This window comes from Amycolatopsis coloradensis, from assembly GCF_001953865.1.
Lineage (GTDB): Bacteria > Actinomycetota > Actinomycetes > Mycobacteriales > Pseudonocardiaceae > Amycolatopsis > Amycolatopsis coloradensis.
Genome location: NZ_MQUQ01000020.1, coordinates 202690 through 219350, shown reverse-complemented (window position 1 = coordinate 219350; position 16661 = coordinate 202690). Strand labels below are relative to the sequence as shown.

16 protein-coding genes and 1 riboswitch are annotated in these 16661 nt (G+C 69.2%); of the genes, 5 read left to right on the top strand and 11 right to left on the bottom strand.

What is annotated here, in order from left to right; genetic code table 11:
* Positions 1-3: 3 nt before the first annotated feature.
* Entirely contained in the window at positions 4-1842 is a 1839-nt protein-coding gene (gene lepA / locus BS329_RS33565) for a translation elongation factor 4 (RefSeq protein WP_076166237.1), read from the bottom strand.
* A gap of 113 nt (positions 1843-1955) precedes the next feature.
* On the opposite strand from lepA, the gene BS329_RS33560 reads away from it, so the two are divergent.
* On the top strand, positions 1956-2543 hold the full coding sequence (locus tag BS329_RS33560; protein WP_076166235.1) for a class I SAM-dependent methyltransferase: 588 nt from the start codon (positions 1956-1958) through the stop codon (positions 2541-2543).
* Here BS329_RS33560 and BS329_RS33555 read toward each other — a convergent pair.
* Both BS329_RS33555 and BS329_RS33550 read right to left on the bottom strand, forming a co-directional pair.
* Positions 2540-2914, bottom strand: a complete 375-nt coding sequence (locus tag BS329_RS33555; RefSeq protein ID WP_076166232.1) for a VOC family protein — start codon at positions 2912-2914, stop codon at positions 2540-2542. The genes BS329_RS33560 and BS329_RS33555 overlap by 4 nt on opposite strands.
* A 22-nt stretch (positions 2915-2936) precedes the next feature.
* On the bottom strand, positions 2937-3815 hold the full coding sequence (locus tag BS329_RS33550) for a DMT family transporter (protein ID WP_076166229.1): 879 nt from the start codon (positions 3813-3815) through the stop codon (positions 2937-2939).
* A 360-nt stretch (positions 3816-4175) separates the two neighbouring features.
* Here BS329_RS33550 and rpsT point away from each other — a divergent pair, with 360 nt between their 5' ends.
* Positions 4176-4436, top strand: coding sequence for a 30S ribosomal protein S20 (gene rpsT, locus BS329_RS33545; protein WP_076166631.1), 261 nt, complete (start codon positions 4176-4178; stop codon positions 4434-4436).
* Between the two features lie 52 nt (positions 4437-4488).
* Here rpsT and holA read toward each other — a convergent pair whose 3' ends face one another.
* On the bottom strand, positions 4489-5472 hold the full coding sequence (gene holA / locus BS329_RS33540) for a DNA polymerase III subunit delta (RefSeq protein WP_076166226.1): 984 nt from the start codon (positions 5470-5472) through the stop codon (positions 4489-4491).
* A 135-nt stretch (positions 5473-5607) separates the two neighbouring features.
* Positions 5608-5740: riboswitch (SAM riboswitch) on the top strand.
* A 12-nt stretch (positions 5741-5752) separates the two neighbouring features.
* On the opposite strand from holA, the gene thrC reads away from it, so the two are divergent.
* The gene (gene thrC / locus BS329_RS33535; protein ID WP_076166223.1) at positions 5753-7018 is read left to right on the top strand and encodes a threonine synthase; all 1266 of its coding nucleotides are present in this window, start codon (positions 5753-5755) and stop codon (positions 7016-7018) included.
* A gap of 17 nt (positions 7019-7035) precedes the next feature.
* Here thrC and BS329_RS33530 read toward each other — a convergent pair whose 3' ends face one another.
* From BS329_RS33530 to nadD, 7 genes are all read right to left on the bottom strand, one after another.
* Complete coding sequence (locus BS329_RS33530; protein ID WP_076166221.1) at positions 7036-9441, bottom strand: ComEC/Rec2 family competence protein; 2406 nt, start codon at positions 9439-9441, stop codon at positions 7036-7038.
* On the bottom strand, positions 9438-10160 hold the full coding sequence (locus BS329_RS33525; protein ID WP_076166219.1) for a ComEA family DNA-binding protein: 723 nt from the start codon (positions 10158-10160) through the stop codon (positions 9438-9440). Before BS329_RS33525 ends, BS329_RS33530 begins: the two co-directional genes overlap by 4 nt.
* 147 nt (positions 10161-10307) lie before the next feature.
* Positions 10308-11153, bottom strand: a complete 846-nt coding sequence (locus BS329_RS33520; RefSeq protein WP_076166217.1) for a DegV family protein — start codon at positions 11151-11153, stop codon at positions 10308-10310.
* Between the two features lie 10 nt (positions 11154-11163).
* Positions 11164-11889 (bottom strand): diglucosylglycerate octanoyltransferase, encoded by a 726-nt coding sequence (gene octT, locus BS329_RS33515; RefSeq protein WP_076166214.1) that lies wholly within the window; start codon positions 11887-11889, stop codon positions 11164-11166.
* 3 nt (positions 11890-11892) lie between these two features.
* Positions 11893-12507 (bottom strand): histidine phosphatase family protein, encoded by a 615-nt coding sequence (locus BS329_RS33510; RefSeq protein WP_076166211.1) that lies wholly within the window; start codon positions 12505-12507, stop codon positions 11893-11895.
* Positions 12504-12908: a ribosome silencing factor gene (rsfS, locus tag BS329_RS33505; protein ID WP_016332398.1), complete on the bottom strand. Its 405-nt coding sequence runs from the start codon at positions 12906-12908 to the stop codon at positions 12504-12506. Before rsfS ends, BS329_RS33510 begins: the two co-directional genes overlap by 4 nt.
* A 54-nt stretch (positions 12909-12962) precedes the next feature.
* On the bottom strand, positions 12963-13562 hold the full coding sequence (gene nadD / locus BS329_RS33500) for a nicotinate-nucleotide adenylyltransferase (RefSeq protein WP_076166208.1): 600 nt from the start codon (positions 13560-13562) through the stop codon (positions 12963-12965).
* Positions 13563-13723: 161 nt separating this feature from the next.
* Here nadD and BS329_RS33495 point away from each other — a divergent pair, with 161 nt between their 5' ends.
* Together BS329_RS33495 and BS329_RS45585 are read left to right on the top strand one after the other, a co-directional pair.
* Positions 13724-15829: a RecQ family ATP-dependent DNA helicase gene (locus BS329_RS33495; RefSeq protein WP_076166206.1), complete on the top strand. Its 2106-nt coding sequence runs from the start codon at positions 13724-13726 to the stop codon at positions 15827-15829.
* 260 nt (positions 15830-16089) lie between these two features.
* Positions 16090-16566: an alpha/beta fold hydrolase gene (locus BS329_RS45585; RefSeq protein ID WP_084750507.1), complete on the top strand. Its 477-nt coding sequence runs from the start codon at positions 16090-16092 to the stop codon at positions 16564-16566.
* Positions 16567-16661 lie beyond the last annotated feature (95 nt).

Below are 16661 nucleotides of genomic sequence, written 5' to 3'. Positions count from 1 at the left end.
CGTCTACTTCTTCTTGCCGCTGTCCTCAGTGGACAGTGCGGCGACGAAGGCCTCCTGCGGGACCTCGACCCGGCCGACGGTCTTCATCCGCTTCTTGCCTTCCTTCTGCTTTTCCAGCAGCTTGCGCTTACGCGAGATGTCACCGCCGTAGCACTTCGCGAGCACGTCCTTGCGGATCGCGCGAATGGTCTCGCGGGCGATGATGCGGGCCCCGATGGCGGCCTGGATCGGCACCTCGAAGTTCTGCCGCGGGATCAGCTCACGAAGCCGGTTCACCATGCGGTTGCCGTAGTTGTAGGCGTCGTCCTTGTGCACGATCGCGGAGAACGCGTCGACGCCCTCGCCCTGAAGCAGGATGTCCACCTTGACCAGGTCCGCCGCCTGCGAGCCCGCCTCTTCGTAGTCCAGCGACGCGTAGCCGCGCGTACGCGACTTCAGCGTGTCGAAGAAGTCGAAAATGATCTCACCCAGCGGCAGGTTGTACCGCAGTTCGACCCGGTCCTCGGACAGGTAGTCCATGCCGAGCAGGGAGCCGCGCTTGTTCTGGCACAGTTCCATGATCGTGCCGATGAACTCGGACGGCGCCAGGATGCTCACCTTGCTGACCGGCTCGAGCACCTTGTCGATCTTGTTCCCGGTCGGCCAGTCCGACGGGTTGGTCACGTGGATTTCCTTGCCGTCGTCGAGCACGACGTCGTAGACCACGTTCGGGGCGGTGGAGATCAGGTCGAGGCCGAACTCGCGCTCCAGCCGATCTCGCGTGATCTCCAGGTGCAGCAGGCCGAGGAAACCGCAGCGGAAACCGAAGCCGAGCGCGACGGACGTCTCCGGCTCGTAGTCCAGCGCGGCGTCGTTGAGCTGGAGCTTGTCCAGCGCCTCGCGCAGTTCGGGGTAGTCCGAACCGTCCACCGGGTACAGGCCGGAGTAGACCATCGGCTTCGGCTCGCGATAGCCCGCGAGGGCTTCCTTCGCACCGTTGCGCTCGGAAGTCACGGTGTCACCGACCTTGGACTGGCGGACGTCCTTCACGCCGGTGATCAGGTAGCCGACCTCGCCGACGCCGAGCCCCTTGCTGGCCTTGGGCTCGGGCGAGATGATCCCGACCTCGAGGAGTTCGTGGGTGGCGCCGGTGGACATCATCTTGATGCGCTCACGAGGGGTGATCTTGCCGTCGACGACCCTGATGTAGGTCACGACGCCCCGGTAGGTGTCGTACACCGAGTCGAAGATCATCGCCCGAGCCGGAGCGTCCGCGTCGCCCTGCGGGGCGGGCACCTGCTTCACGACCGCGTCGAGGAGTTCCCCCACGCCGACGCCGGTCTTCGCGGACACCCGCAGCACGTCCGACGGCTCGCAGCCGATGATGTGCGCGATCTCGGCGGCGTACTTGTCCGGGTCGGCGGACGGCAGGTCGATCTTGTTGAGGACCGGGATGATCTGGAGGTTGTTCTCCAGCGCGAGGTACAGGTTCGCGAGCGTCTGCGCCTCGATCCCCTGCGCGGCGTCGACCAGCAGGACCGCCCCTTCACACGCTTCGAGCGCGCGGGAGACCTCGTAGGTGAAGTCGACGTGGCCGGGAGTGTCGATCATGTGCAGGACGTGGTCCTGACCGCCGACCTTCCAGGGCAGGCGCACGTTCTGCGCCTTGATGGTGATCCCGCGTTCCCGCTCGATGTCCATCCGGTCGAGGTACTGAGCCCGCATGGCCCGTTCCTCGACCACGCCGGTGAGCTGCAGCATGCGGTCGGCCAGGGTCGACTTGCCGTGGTCGATGTGCGCGATGATGCAGAAGTTCCGGATGAGCTCCGGGGGCGTGAAGGTCGTGTCGGCGAACGTCGTCAACGGGTTTCCTCGCGAAGGTCGGGGTGTGCCAGCTCTATGGTCCCATGCCGCTCCGGGTGCGAGTGGGGGTCATCCCCGATGCGGCCTTTGTCGCGCTGTGGTGCCCTCGAAGTATGAGTAATTCACTGACCCAAATGCTCGAGAAGACGTTCGGCCATCCCAGGGGACTGCTCGGCCGGTTCGGTGGCCTGGCGATGGCGTACGGCAACGCCGCCACCGAACTTCGCGTCGTCGAACTGGCGTCGATCGAGTCCGCCGAAACCGCACTGGTCGTGGGTCCCGGCCCGGGTGTCGGCCTGGAGGCCGCGGCCGGGCACGCGGGCCGCGTGATCGGTGTCGACCCGTCCCCCGAGATGCTCGCCCGCTCCCGCCGCCGCTGCGGCGACAAAGTCGAGCTACGGCGCGGCACCGCGGACTCCACGGGCGAGCCGGACGACGGCGTCGACGTGGTCCTGACCGTCAACAACGTGCAGTTGTGGGAGGACCGGGCGGCCGGGTTCGCCGAACTGTTCCGCGTACTGCGGCCGGGCGGCAGGCTGCTGCTGTCGGCGCACGAGAAGTGGCTGCCGGTGTCCCGGCACGAGCTGGCCGACGAAGCGGCCGCCGCCGGCTTCACCGACTTGCAGACCTGGACCTGGGAACCGCCGGGCTTCGGCGCCTCCCTCGCCGCTCAACTGCGCGCGGTCAAACCCGCCGCCTAGCGCGGGTCGGTGCGCAACGGATGCTCACGCGGCACCTCGACCAGCACGATCCTGGTGCCGTCCGGATCCGCGATCCACGCTTCGTCCAAGCCCCAGGGTTCACGACGCGCTCCGCGAACCGGTTCCAACCCCTTCGCGGCGAGTTCCCCGAGCGCCGCGGGCAGGTCCCGGACCTGGAGCCACAAGGCGACGTCGGGGGTCGGGCCGGTCTCCCCGGTACCGACGATCTCGATCGACCCGTTCCCGGCGAAGAACACCGTCCCGCCGGGGAACTCCTTGTCGATCGCCAGGCCCAGGGTGTCCCGATAGAACGCCGTCGACACGTCGAGGTCCTTCGGGTGGATCAGCACCCTGCTGCTCAGCACGTCCATGCTCAATCCCTACCGGATGGGTTCAGGCCATCGCAATCGCGGTGATACCCGCCAGCACCACCGCCGACCCGACCAGCCTGCGGAAGGCGTTGGACTCCCCCAGGACCAGCCAGGCGGCGAGGCCACCCAAGACGATGCTCAGCTCCCGCGCGGGTGCGACGAGGCTCACTGGGGCGATCTGGAGAGCGTAAAGGACCAGCAGGTAGGCGGCCGGCGAGAGCAAACCGACGATGAGGACTTCGCGCTTGTGCTCACGCCAGAGCCACGAGACCTCTTCGCGGTCCTTCAGCGCGTACGGCGTCATGAACAGGCTCTGCACGATCGCGCCGGTCCCGAAGTAGATGATCGGCGGGACACCGAGGCCGGTGACCGAATGCGCGTCCCACAGCGTGTAGGCGGCGATCGTGAGCCCGGTCAGAAGCCCGTATCCCACCCCTTTGCGGCGAGCGGCGCGGTCCGCCGCGCCGGCGTGGACAGGTGCCCGCCCGGTCCCGATGACCAGCACCCCGGCGACCACGAGGAACGCGCCCACCAGTCCGATCGGCCCCGGCCGCTCACCCAGCAGCACGACGGCCGCGAGCACCGAGATCAACGGTCCGGTACCGCGAGCGACGGGATACACGACGGACAGGTCTCCGACGGCGTAACCCCGCTGGAGGACGACCCCGTAGGTGACGTGGAACACAGCGGTGACCGCGGCGGCGAGCAGCCACGTCCATTGTGGACGTTGTGGTTCCACGGCCAGTGAGATCGCCATGACGGGAGCGAGCAGAACAGCGGACAGGCTGTAATAGGCCCAGACGAACCGGGCTCCGCCGCGACGGATCCGCTTGGCGGCCAGGTTCCAGCCCGTGTGGATGACGGCGGCGATGATGACGAAGGACAGGGCGGTGGCGTTCATTACGGACCTTCCACGTTTTCCGCGCACACGGAAAACACCGGTCCTCCAGGCTTTTGTCCCGTCAGATGAACGGTGGCGCTTCCAGCCCCGCCGATGGTGCCGCTCGGACCTGTCCCGCCCGCCCTGATTGTGTGTTTCGCTGAACGGGCAGGCGACGGAACCCTAGGCACTACGATCATCACCGTACCGCAGGTACTCGTCCGGAGGTGGCCGCGATCGGCCCCAGGACGACTGTTAAGCTTGCCCTTCACCGCTGTGTGGCATTCCGTCATGGAGGAAACCCGCGCCGCTTTCACGAGCACGCAGGGCCGGTCACAGCGCGGCGGTGAAACCACCGAGAGATTCAAGAGGAGCGCCCCCGTGGCCAACATCAAGTCGCAGATCAAGCGCATCACCACCAACGAGAAGGCGCGTCAGCGCAACCAGGCGATCCGGTCCTCGGTGAAGACCGCGATCCGCAAGTTCCGCGAGGCCGCCGACTCCGGCGACAAGGCCAAGGCGCTGGAGCTGCAGAAGGACGCGGCCAAGAAGCTGGACAAGGCCGTGACCAAGGGCGTTCTCCACGCCAACCAGGCCGCCAACAAGAAGTCCGCGATCGCGAAGCGCGCGAACTCTCTCTGATCGGCTTTCGAAGGGCCCCGGCGACTCGTGTCGCCGGGGCCCTTCGCCATGTTCAGCGGCTTGTGCCGTGGGCGACGACGACTTCCAGGACGGCGCGTTCCAGCGCGTACTCCGGGTCGGCCGCGGCACCCTTGACCTCGGCGTTGAGCCGGGCGACGACCCGCATCGCGGTGGCGAGGCCGTCCTGTCCCCAACCGCGGGCCTGCCCCTGCGCCTTGCGCACCTTCCACGGCGGCATCCCCAGCTCGCCCGCCATCTGGTTCGGATTGCCGCGGCCGGCGCCGGACACCCGCGCGATCGTCCGGACGGCGTCGGCGAGAGCGTCCGCGACCAGCACGTACGGAACACCCAGCTGCATCGCCCAGCGCAGCGACTCCAGCGCCGCCGCCATGTCCCCGGCGACGGCCTTCTCGGCGACGGCGAATCCGTTCACGTCCGCGCGGCCCCGGTGGTAGCGGCGGACCGCCTGTTCATCGACCGTTCCACCGGCGTCCGCGACAAGCTGTGTCGCGGCCGACGACAACTCGCGCAGATCCGAGCCGACGGCGTCGATCAGGGCGAGCACGGCGGCGCCGTCGATCTTCCCGCCGACCCGGCGGACCTCGTTGCGGACAAAGGATTCCCGCTCGGCGGGCTTGGTCAGTTTCGGGCACTCGACGACCTCCGCCCCGGCCTTCTTCAAGGCCGCGGGAAGCGCCTTCGCGGCCTTGCTCCGGCCGCCTCCGCTGTGCACGACGACGAGCACGATGCCGTCGGCGGGCGCCTTGACGTAGGCCATCACCCCGTCGGCGAGCTCCTGCGAGATGTCGTGCGCGGATTCGAGGACGATCACCCTGCCCTCGGCGAACAGCGAGGGGCTGACCATCTCCGCGAGTGCGGGGACTGTGAGGTCCGACACCCTGATCCGGCTGAGGTCCGCCGTCGGATCGGCCGCTTTGGCCGCGTCCGAAGCGGCGCGGATGGCGCGTTCGATCAGCAGCTCTTCCTCACCGAGAACCAGGACCAGCGGCGATGGGGCGGAAGCTTGCGTCGTCACGGTGACGATCCTGCCACTCCTCCTCTCGTGTGCTTTGTCCGGTGATGTGTTGCGGGCACGGTGGCCCCACGCCAGCCCTATGTCGTACGGTGTTGGCGAGGCGACGCGATGACACGCGTGCCGACAATCGAATACCGCTCATCCAGAGGGGCAGAGGGAACGGCCCGATGAAGCCCCGGCAACCGGCGTCAGCCTGTCATCCCGCGATCGCGGGATAGCTGACGAACACGGTGCCAATTCCGGCCCGCCACGGCGGGGCAGATGAGGAAAGGACCTCGCGATGACCGCAACCCTCGGCACGACCTCCACCACCAAGACCCCGGATCTCGGACCGGCCGTCGAACTGGTGTCGAAGGAAGAGGGACACCGGCAGCCACTCGCCCCCGAATTCGTTTCCGCCGAGGACTTCTCGCCGCTCGAGGTCGCCTACGACTTCGGCCGCGTGCGCCGCGAGGACATCGAAGCCGGACCGAAAAACATCTGGCGCTACAAGAAACTCCTTCCCGTTCCGTCGAACGTGGAAGAAATCCCCAACACCGAACCCGGCGCCACCCGGCTCGTCCGGGCCGACAGGCTCGCGAAAGCCTTGGGTGTCAAGAAGGTCTGGGTCAAGGACGACACCGGCAACCCGACGCACTCGTTCAAGGACCGCGTGGTCGCCGTCGCGCTGGCCGCAGCACGCGAATTCGGCTTCGATGTACTCGCGTGTCCGTCGACCGGCAACCTGGCCAACGCCGTCGCCGCCGCGGCGGCCCGCGCCGGCTGGCGGTCGGTCGTGCTGATCCCGAAGACCCTCGAGCGCGCGAAGATCCTCACCACCGCCGTGTACGACGGCGACCTGATCGCGGTCGACGGCAACTACGACGACGTGAACCGGCTCGCCACCCAGCTAGCCGCCGAGCAGGAGAGCTGGGCGTTCGTCAACGTGAACGTCCGGCCCTACTACTCCGAAGGCTCCAAGACGCTGGCCTTCGAGGTCGCCGAGCAGCTCGGCTGGCGGCTTCCCTCTCAGATCGTGGTGCCGATCGCCTCCGGTTCCCAGCTCACCAAGGTGGACAAGGGCTTCCGTGAGTTCGGGCAGCTCGGCCTCGTCGACGAGACGCCGTACAAGGTGTTCGGCGCGCAGGCCACCGGCTGCTCCCCCGTCTCGGCGGCCTTCCGCGCGGGTCACGACGTGGTGCAACCGGTCAAGCCGGACACGATCGCCCGATCGCTCGCGATCGGCAACCCGGCCGACGGCCCCTACGTCCTCGACGTGGTCAAACGTACCGGCGGTGCGATCGAAGACGTCACCGATGAAGAGGTCGTCGAAGGCATCCGGCTGCTCGCCCGCACCGAGGGCATCTTCACCGAGACTGCCGGCGGGGTCACCGTCGCGACGGCCAAGAAGCTCATCGAGACCGGCAAACTCGACCCGGACGAGGAAATCGTCCTGCTGATCACCGGTGACGGCCTCAAAACGCTCGACGCCATCGAGGACAGGGTCGGCCCGAAGGCAACCGTCAGCGCCTCGGCCGACGCGGTCCGCGAGGCACTCGGCATCTGAGTTCCCGCCGGCCCGCCTCAGGAATGAGGCGGGCCGCGGGGCTCACCCCGGCGCACCAGTGCGAGCCCTCGTGCGTCGGTGACGACCGCGGTGTCGCCATCCGTGTCGGTTCTGGCGATCGAAGCGCCGACAGCCGTCAGATTGTCCAAAGTGGACTTGTTCGGGTGACCATAGGTGTTTCCGGCACCGACACTCACCAACGCGGCGCGTGGTGCGACGGTGTTGAGGAAATCCGGTGCCGTGTAACGACTTCCGTGGTGCGGAACCTTCAGGACCTCGGCACGCAGGTCGGCTCCCTCGGCCATCAGGTCCGCCTGCGCGGCGAGTTCGACGTCGCCGGTCAGCAGCATCCGGCCCGCGGGCGTCCCTGCCCGCAGGACGACGGAACCGTTGTTGATCACCGTACCGTCCTGTTCGAGGACCGATCGCCGAGTGACATAACGCGGCCCCAGTACCTCCAGTGACAGTCCCGGCCAGTCCAGCCGTTGCCCGATCCCCAGCTCCAGTAAGGGAATCCCGCGGCGCGCGGTCTCGTCGGCGACCTGCTGCCACGCCCACGCGGGTGCCCGGCCAGGGCCGACGGCGACCGCGCCGACCGACCGGCCCTCGAAGACGGATTCGAGACCGCCGATGTGGTCGGCGTGCAGATGGCTCAGCACGATCAGCGGAACACGGTTCACCCCGAGCCTGCTCAGGCATTCGTCGACCGGCCCCGGTTCCGGGCCGGTGTCGACCAGGACCGCCCTCCCCGGCTCGGTCGTGGCGAGAGCGACGGCGTCACCCTGTCCGACGTCGCAGGCGACGGCACTCCAGGAAGCCGGTGGCCACGCCGGGGCCAGCACCCGCACCGGCACGAAGACGAGGAGTCCGCCTGCCAAGGCGACCGCCAGCAGGATCCTGGCGTGGCGCAGCCGGATGGCGACGAGCAGCACGACGAGCAGACCGGCCGCCAAAAGCCCGCCCCACCAGCCATCCGGCCAGTCCACGACCGCTCCCGGCGCGCGGGCGCCGTGACGGGCCACGGTGATGAGCCAGCTCGCCTCGGGCTCGGTCAGGCGGACCAGCAACCTGCCCGCCGACGGCCACCACGGTCCGACGACGGTGGCGAGCACGCCGAACACGGTTGCCGGGGCGACCACCGGGGCGGCGAGCACATTGGTCGCCACCGAGACGAGACTGACCGATCCTGCCATGCCCGCGATGACCGGTGCCGTCATCACGAACGCGGCCAGCGGGACGGCCAGTCCCTCGGCGTAGCCGGACGGCACACCGCGGCCGACCAGCCACTCGGCCCACCTCGGAGCCAGCAGGACCAGCCCTGCCGTGGCCAGCACCGAAAGGGCGAAGCCGAAGTCGGCGGCCATCGCGGGATCAGCCACGACGAGCCCCGCCACCGCGAACGCCATCGCGGGCAGCGCCGAACCCCGGCGCCCCAGGGCGAGTGCCAGCAACCCGACCGCACCCATCACCCCGGCGCGGAGCACGCTGGGCGCGGGCCCGGCGAGGACCACGAACCCGGCGAGCCCCGCGGCGGCCGCGGCGGCGGACGTCCGCGGCCCGACCCGGAGCACCCTCAACAGAAGAAGGATCGAGCCGCAGACGATCGCCACGTTCCCACCGCTCACGGCCATCAGGTGGGACATGCCGGAGTCCGTGAACTCGCGTTCGACCCTCGGGGACAGCGTGCTCGTGTCCCCCACGACCAGTCCGGGCACGAGACCGGCCTGCTCCTCCGGGAGGACGGCGCACAGCTCCCGGAGCCCGGTGCGCAGCGATTCCGCGGCTCGCTGCCACCAGGGCGCCGGTCCGAGGGCTGACGGCGGGCCACGCACCGAGAGGACCGCGACCGTCAATTCGGCCCCCTTGGCCGGCGCGAGCCGCCCGGAAGCGGTGACCTGCTGCCCGGGCAGCAGGCCCGTCCACCCCTCGGCAGGAGCGAGCAGGAGGATCCGGCCGGTCGAATCCACTGCCCGCTCATCGGCCACCACGGCGTCCACCGTCGCGGCGATGACCACCAGGCGGGTGCCTGCCTGGCGATCGGCGTATCCGGCGCCGCGGACCGGACGTGGCCGCTCGGTGACCACCACCCTCATGGTGGCGTCACTCCCCCGTGCGGCGGCGGCACGGAGGTCGTCGTGTTCGGCGGCCCGGATCCGCAGCGCCACCGGGCCCGCCGTGAGCGCGCCGAGGACCGCCAGCGCGCCCAGGCCCGCCACCCACCGGGACGCCTTCCGGTGGGCGCGGACTCCGGCGGCGATCGCGAGCACCACGGCGGCCGCACCGCAGAGCATCGTGATCCACCAGCCGCCGAGCAGCCCGGAAAGAGTGCCGAGCCAGGCCGTCGCCGCGGCCGGTATCAACCGCAGGTCTTGACCTCGCCACGACGTGGTGTCCACTTCGGACGGATCGGCGGACGGGTTCATCCGACGGACACCAATTCCCGGACTTTCTTGAATTTACTTTCGCCGATCCCTTCTACGTCACGGAGTTGCTCGACCGAGGTGAACCCACCGTGCCCGGACCGCCAGTCGACGATGCGTTTGGCCATCACTTCGCCGACCCCGGGCAGGGTGTCTAGTTGTTCGGCCGTGGCCGTGTTCAGGTCGAGCTTCCCGGGTGGCGTTCCCGTTCCGGCCGCGGCCGGAACGGGAACGCCGACGGCCACCTGCTCGCCGTCGGTGAGCCGCCTCGCCAGGTTCAGCCCCGTCAGATCCGTTCCGGGCTGTGCCCCACCGGCCGCCGTGAGGGCATCGGCGACCCGTGCGCCCGAAGGGATCGTGACCAGGCCGGGTTTGACCACCCTGCCGACGACGCTGACCACCAAAGACGCCTTGGCCGCCGCGGCGGGGACGTCTCCGGCGGCCTTGGCCGACGGCAGGGGCGGAAGGGGCTCCGCCCCTGGCCGGTGTCCGAACAAAGTGATCGCGCCTGCCACGATCACGGCCACCGCGATGACCACGGCCATCACGGCGAACCACCGCCTCTTCACCGGTATCCCGTCCGCTGTGAACCGGGCGGGTACCCAGCGGCGTGCGAGCCTGCCCGCGGGCGGGCCCTGGGTGGGTGACGACAGCTGCGCGGTCAGCCACGCCAGCCTGGCGTTGACGGAGGAACCCGGTGAACGGGCGGTTTGGTCGAACACGTGAACGACGCTACGGAGCCGGGGCGGCGGGCGGCAGTGGTGAATCCCGGGGCTGTGGACAAGTGGGGTGTTGTGGACAACTCGGCCCCGACCGGAGCCGCGTCACCGGGTTCTGTCGGTGCCGTGTGCGACGCTCGCGGGTTTCCCTCAGCCCATTCGCTGGATCACGACACCGAGCACACCGGGACCGGTGTGGGCCCCGATGACGGCACCGATCTCCGACACCACACAGCCGTCCGGGCAACTGATGGACTCCTCCAGCCGGTTGGCCAGTTCGACGGCACGCTCCGGTGAAGCCAGGTGGTGGACGGCGATGTCGGCGAGTCCTCCGTCGGCCGCCTTCACGGCGAGTTCGACCAGCCGCGCCACCGCGCGGTTCATCGTCCGCACCTTCTCCAGCGGCTGGATCCTGCCTTCGGACATGTGGAGCACCGGTTTCACCGCGAGCGCCGTGCCGAGCAGGGCGGCCGCCGGGCCGATCCGACCGCCCCGGCGCAGGTATTCGAGGGTCTCGACGGCGAACAAGGTCTCCGAACGGCTCACCGCGTCGACCGCCGCCGCCTCCACCTCGGCCGGTCCTGCCCCGTCCGCGGCGGCACTCGCCGCACGCAAGGCGGCGAAACCGAGTCCCATCGCGGTGCTGCGCGAATCGACCACGCGTACCTTGTCCGGCCCGACCTCCTGGGCCGCGAGCACCGCCGCCTCCCAGGTCCCGGACAGCTCCCGGGACAGGTGGACCGACACGACGGCGTCCGCGCCGCCGGCCAGCGCCGCCCGGAACTCCTTGACGAATTCGGCGGGTGTCGGCCGGGAGGTCGTCACCATGCTGCGTCTGCCGAGCGCTTCGGCCAGGGCCGCGGGCCCCATTTCGACGCCGTCGAGGAAGACGACGCCGTCCACGAGGACGTGCAGCGGGACCACCCGGATCCCGTTCCGTTCGGCGAAGCCTTCCGGCAGGTGGGCGGTGGAATCCGTGACTACGGCGACCGACACGGCAGCCAGCCTACGTTGCCGCCGGGCGCAACACCGGAGCCATCAGTCGGGCCATTTCCGCGCCGACGGCGGCATGTCCTTCCCAGCCCCAGTGCATCCCGTCCGGATTGCCCCGGCCGCTCAGCACGTGGTCGCCGACGACGGCTCCCAGATCCAGCAGTGGCACGTCCGCCCGACGCCCCCAGCCGGCGATGGCGGCGGCGGCACCGGCACGGGCCGTGTGCACCCGGCCGTAGGCGTCGGACCGGTGCACGGACGGCAGGATGCCGAAGATCGGCAGTTCCGGTCGCAGCACCCGCAGTGCGCCGACAGCGGTGTCGAGGTAGTGGACGGTCAGCTTCGACGGCAAGACCACCGGACGTCCCCGAAGGGCGATCGCGAGCCGCGGTTGAGCGGCCAGGTAGGTCTTGCGGACCACCCTCCGCAGCGGGTCGGGACGCAGGTAGCGCAGGCCTGTGCGCAGATAGGTGGGCAACGGCGAGGGCAAGGTGTCCATGCTCCCGACGGCCAGCACGACGGCGTCGACGTGGTGCAGATCGGCCCAGACCCGCGGGTCGCCGATCAGCGACCACCAGGCGTCACGGGCGGTCCAGCCGAACCCGGCGACGAGGTCCGCGTCGCCACCGAGCGCTTCGGCGGCGATGTTGGGCCACAGACGCGCGTCGTCGGCGGCGAGCGGGCCGTCCGGGCCGTGGAAGCTGAGGGAATCGCCGAACACCAGCAGGCGCGGGGCCATGGATCAGCCGGTGATTCCCGCGTTGTAGGCGGCCAGGCGCCAGGCGCCGTCACGCCGGGCCAGCTCGACCCAGTGGCAGTTCGCGATCCCGCCCAGCGACGGCCAGGACGAGACCGGCAGGCCGAGCAGCTTCGCGGTCAGCGCGATGATCAGGCCGCCGTGCGTGGCCAACAGCACGGCGTCGCCGGCGTCGGCGTTGGGCTGATCCAGGTCGGCGACGACTTCCAGGGCGCGTTCGGCGACGTCCACCCGCGACTCGCCACCGGGCGGCGCCCAGGTCGCGTCGACCCGCCAGCGGGCGCGCTCGCCCGGGTAGGCCTCGTCGACCTGCTGGCCGGTGAAGCCCTGCCATTCACCCAGATGGGTTTCCCGAAGGCGCTTGTCGATCCGCAGCGGGACGCCGATGGCCTCCGTGAGCACGGTGGCCGTGTCGGTCGCGCGGCGCAGATCCGAGGCGATCACCAGATCCGGTGAGAACCTGGCGAGCGCGGGCACGGCGAACCGGGCCTGGTTCCAGCCGACCGGTGTCAGCGCGGAGTCCAGATGCCCCTGCATCCGGCCCGCCGCGTTGTAGTCGGTCTCGCCGTGACGCCAGAGCACCAGCCGCCGCGGACTCACGAAGCACCTTGCGCGTCGGCGGGGTCCTCCTCGGCGGGTGTCTCCAAACCGGCGACCTCGATCCGCGGGCAGTCCTTCCAGAGCCGCTCGAGACCGTAGAACGAGCGTTCCTCCTGGTGCTGGACGTGGATCACGACGTCGACGTAGTCCAGCAGCACCCAGCGGCCCTCGCGGGCGCCTTCACGGCGAACGGGCTTGTGCCCGCCGAGCCGCAGCTGCTCTTCGACGTTGTCGACGATCGCGCCGACCTGGCGCTCGTTGGGCGCGGACGCGATCACGAAGGCGTCGGTGATCACCAGCTGGTCGGACACGTCCAGCACGACCACGTCGCTCGCCTTCTTGTCCGCCGCCGCATGCGCGGCCGCTACGGCCAGCTCCCGTGCCTCGGACGTGGCTGTCACAGTTCTCCTCAAAGATGGCTTTAACTCGCAGGTGCGCCCGACGAGAGTACCCGGTCAGCCACGGCGGTCTTTGCGATAGAGGTCCTTTTTGGCGATGTAGCGCACCACACCGTCGGGGACGAGGTACCAGACGGGCTCCCCGCCTTCGACCCGCTCGCGGCAGGCGGTGGACGAGATCGCCATCGCGGTCACCTCGACCAGGCTCACCTTCCCACTCGGCAGATGCTGCGAATTGAGGCGATAACCCGGCCTGGTGACCCCGATGAAATGCGCCAGGTCGAACAGCTCGTCGGCGTTGCGCCAGGTGAGGATCTGTTCGAGCGCGTCGGCGCCGGTGATGAAGAACAGCTGGTCGTCCGGATACTCCGCACGCAGGTCGCGCAGGGTGTCGACGGTGTAGGTCTGCCCGACGCGGTCGATGTCGACGCGGCTGACCGAGAAGACGGGGTTGGACGCGGTCGCGATCACCGTCATCAGGTAGCGGTCCTCGGCCCGGGTGACCACCCTGTCTGACTTCTGCCACGGCTGCCCGGTAGGCACGAAGATGACCTCGTCGAGCGCGAACCGGGACTGGACCTCACTGGCCGCGACGAGGTGTCCGTGGTGCACGGGGTCGAAGGTGCCACCCATGACCCCGATCCTGCGTGGTGACATGGGTCGTGAGCCTATACACCGGCGGAGCGGTCCCGCTCGGGTCGCCGGACCCACCAGCAGTGAGTGATCTGGGTCACATTACCGTCGGTTCCATGGATGAACGGTCCGTTCACGACATGCCGCTCGCGACTTCGTCGGTGGCATGGGGTAGAGGTGGGGACGTGGACACCTCAACTCTCCGGGACCGCGCCGAGACCCTCCTCCGGGCGCTGGCGGGCGACGGCGCCCGGCTGCGCGAAGACCAGTGGACGGCCATCGAGGCGCTGGTCGCGCACCGCCGTCGCGCGCTCGTCGTCCAGCGCACCGGCTGGGGGAAGTCGGCGGTGTACTTCCTGGCGACCGCGCTGCTGCGAGAACGCGGTGAAGGCCCCACCGTGATCATCTCGCCGCTGCTGGCACTGATGCGCAACCAGATCTCCGCGGCCGCGAGGGCGGGGATCCACGCGGTGACGATGAACTCCGCGAACCCGCAGGAATGGGATCAGGTCCAGGCCGCGATCGCGGCGGGCGAGGTCGACGTCCTGCTGGTCAGCCCGGAGCGGCTGAACAACCCGGACTTCCGCGACACCGTCCTGCCGAAGCTGACCGCGAGCGCCGGACTGCTCGTGGTCGACGAGGCGCACTGCATCTCGGACTGGGGCCACGACTTCCGGCCGGACTACCGGCGGCTGCGAACACTGCTGAAGGATTTGCCCGAGGGGGTCCCGGTCCTCGCCACCACCGCGACCGCGAACGACCGGGTGGCGACCGACGTCGCCGAACAACTCGGCATCGGCAACGGCGGCGGCACCCTCGTCCTGCGCGGGACCTTGGACCGCGAAAGTCTCCATCTGTCGGTGGCCAAGCTGCCGACGTCGCAGGCCCGGCTCGCCTGGCTGGCCGAACACCTGGAGGAACTGCCGGGCTCCGGGATCATCTACACGCTCACCGTCGCGGCCGCGCACGACGTGGCAGGCCTGCTGACCGAGCGCGGCTATCCGGTCGCCGCGTACACCGGGAAGACGGATCCGGCGGACCGGCAAGCGGCCGAAGACGATCTGCTGAACAACAACGTCAAGGCGCTGGTGGCCACTTCGGCGCTGGGCATGGGATTCGACAAGCCGGACCTGGGATTCGTCGTCCACCTCGGCGCCCCGTCCTCGCCGATCGCGTACTACCAGCAGGTCGGCCGTGCCGGACGTGGTGTCGATCGTGCCGAAGTGATCCTGTTGCCGGGCCACGAGGACAAGGACATCTGGGCATACTTCGGTTCACTGGCCTTCCCGGACGAACTGCGGGTGACCCAGGTGCTCAAGGCACTGGCGTACGCGGACCGTCCACTGTCGACTCCCGCGCTCGAACCGTTCGTCGAGCTGTCCCGGTCACGGCTGGAGATGGTCCTCAAGGTGCTGGACGTCGACGGCGCCGTCCGCCGGGTGAAGGGCGGCTGGGAGGGCACCGGCGAAGAGTGGCAGTACGACAAGGAACGCTACGCGCGCGTGAGCGCGGCGCGGACCAACGAACAGAACGCCATGCTCGCCTACCTCGAAACCACCGGCTGCCGGATGGAATACCTGCGAAAGCAGCTGGACGATCCCGAGGCGACACCGTGCGGCCGATGCGACAACTGCACCGGAAAGTATTGGGACACCACGATTTCCGATGACGTCGTCGACGCCACCCGGCAACGCCTGCGCCGGCCGGGAGTCGAGGTCGCGCCACGGAAGATGTGGCCGACCGGGATGGCAGGGCTGGACGTCCCCCTCTCCGGGCGGTTGCCGGCGGGCGAGCAGGCCGAAACCGGTCAGGTCGTCGGCCGGGTGACCGACGTCGGCTGGGGCACGCGACTGCGCGAACTCGTCGGGCCGTCGACGGCGGACGCCGAGCTTCCCGATCCGGTCTTCCAAGCCTGTATCGAGGTACTCAAGGGCTGGCAGTGGGCGGAGCGTCCGGTCGCGGTGGTGGAGGTACCGTCCGCCACTCGGCCTCAGCTGGTCCACGGTCTGGCGACGAAGCTGGCCTCGATCGGACGGCTGGAATACCTGGGCGCCATCGCCTCGGCGGGGCCGCCTCCGCGGCAGGCGAACAGCGCCCAGCGGCTGGCCGATCTGTGGAAGCGGCTCAGTCTTCCCGACGACCTCGCCGCCAGGGTCGCCGCGGCCGAGGGGCCGGTCTTGCTGGTCGACGATCTGATCGACACCGGGTGGACGGTCACGCTGGCCGCGCGTCTGCTCCGCCGGGCTGGGGCTCGCGCCGTTCTGCCGTTCGCACTCGCCAGTACCTCATGACTCAGGAGCCGTAAGCCGAATTAGGCGAGCGCGACAGAAGGCTCTGTCTCGTTTGCCGACCCCCCAACCTTCCTGGCTCGCGTTTGGCCTCCCGTCAAAACAGAACGTTCTGTTTCGCTGCAAGCTGGAGTAAAAGATGAGCACGAGATCCGCCCGGCGGCCGCCGACACGATCGTCCTACGGACCCTGGATGGCACCTTGAGCTGGAAATGTTAGATGGAGCGTTACGAGAACCTCGGCTTTAAGGTGCTCACCCCGGCCTGACCCGGGCTCGAAGCCGGCGCGGAGGCGCTGCGGCGCGACCCCCGGCCACTCGAGAACCTGGCATCGAGGAAATCGTCGACCACTACGAACGGATCATCCGCGCGCTGGACAAGCCACCGATCATCACAGGCCACTCGTTCGGCGGGGTGTTCGTCCGGTTACTGCTCGACCGAGGGGTTGGCGCCGCCGGAGTCGCGATCGACTCGGGGCCGGTGAAGGGCGTGCTCCGGCTTCCGCTGTCCTCGCTCCGCACGGCGCGGCCGGTACTGGGAAACCCGTTCAACCTCAGAAAGGCCCGCGCCGCTCACGCCGAAGCAGTTCCACTGCGCCTTCACCAACAGCCTGACGGAAGAAGAGTCGCGGAAGGTCTACGACCGGTGTCACATCCCGGCCGCCGCACGCGTGCTGTTCCAAGGCGCCTTCGCCAACTTCAACCCCAAAGCGGTGACGAAGGTCGACCTTGCGAAGCCTGACCGGGCGCCACTGCTGATGATCGCCGGCACCGCGGACCACATCGTCCCGCCTTCGATGACCAAGGAGAACGTCGAGCGGTACCGCAAGTCACCGT

Excerpts from the sequence above, each read along its gene's own strand:
- nadD (WP_076166208.1), bottom strand. The coding sequence starts at position 13,562 with ATGTCACCACGCAGGATCGGGGTCATGGGTGGCACCTTCGACCCCGTG.
- thrC (WP_076166223.1), top strand. The coding sequence starts at position 5,753 with ATGACCGCAACCCTCGGCACGACCTCCACCACCAAGACCCCGGATCTC.
- BS329_RS33530 (WP_076166221.1), bottom strand. The coding sequence starts at position 9,441 with ATGAACCCGTCCGCCGATCCGTCCGAAGTGGACACCACGTCGTGGCGA.
- octT (WP_076166214.1), bottom strand. The coding sequence starts at position 11,889 with ATGGCCCCGCGCCTGCTGGTGTTCGGCGATTCCCTCAGCTTCCACGGC.
- BS329_RS33550 (WP_076166229.1), bottom strand. The coding sequence starts at position 3,815 with ATGAACGCCACCGCCCTGTCCTTCGTCATCATCGCCGCCGTCATCCAC.
- BS329_RS33560 (WP_076166235.1), top strand. The coding sequence starts at position 1,956 with ATGAGTAATTCACTGACCCAAATGCTCGAGAAGACGTTCGGCCATCCC.
- BS329_RS33555 (WP_076166232.1), bottom strand. The coding sequence starts at position 2,914 with ATGGACGTGCTGAGCAGCAGGGTGCTGATCCACCCGAAGGACCTCGAC.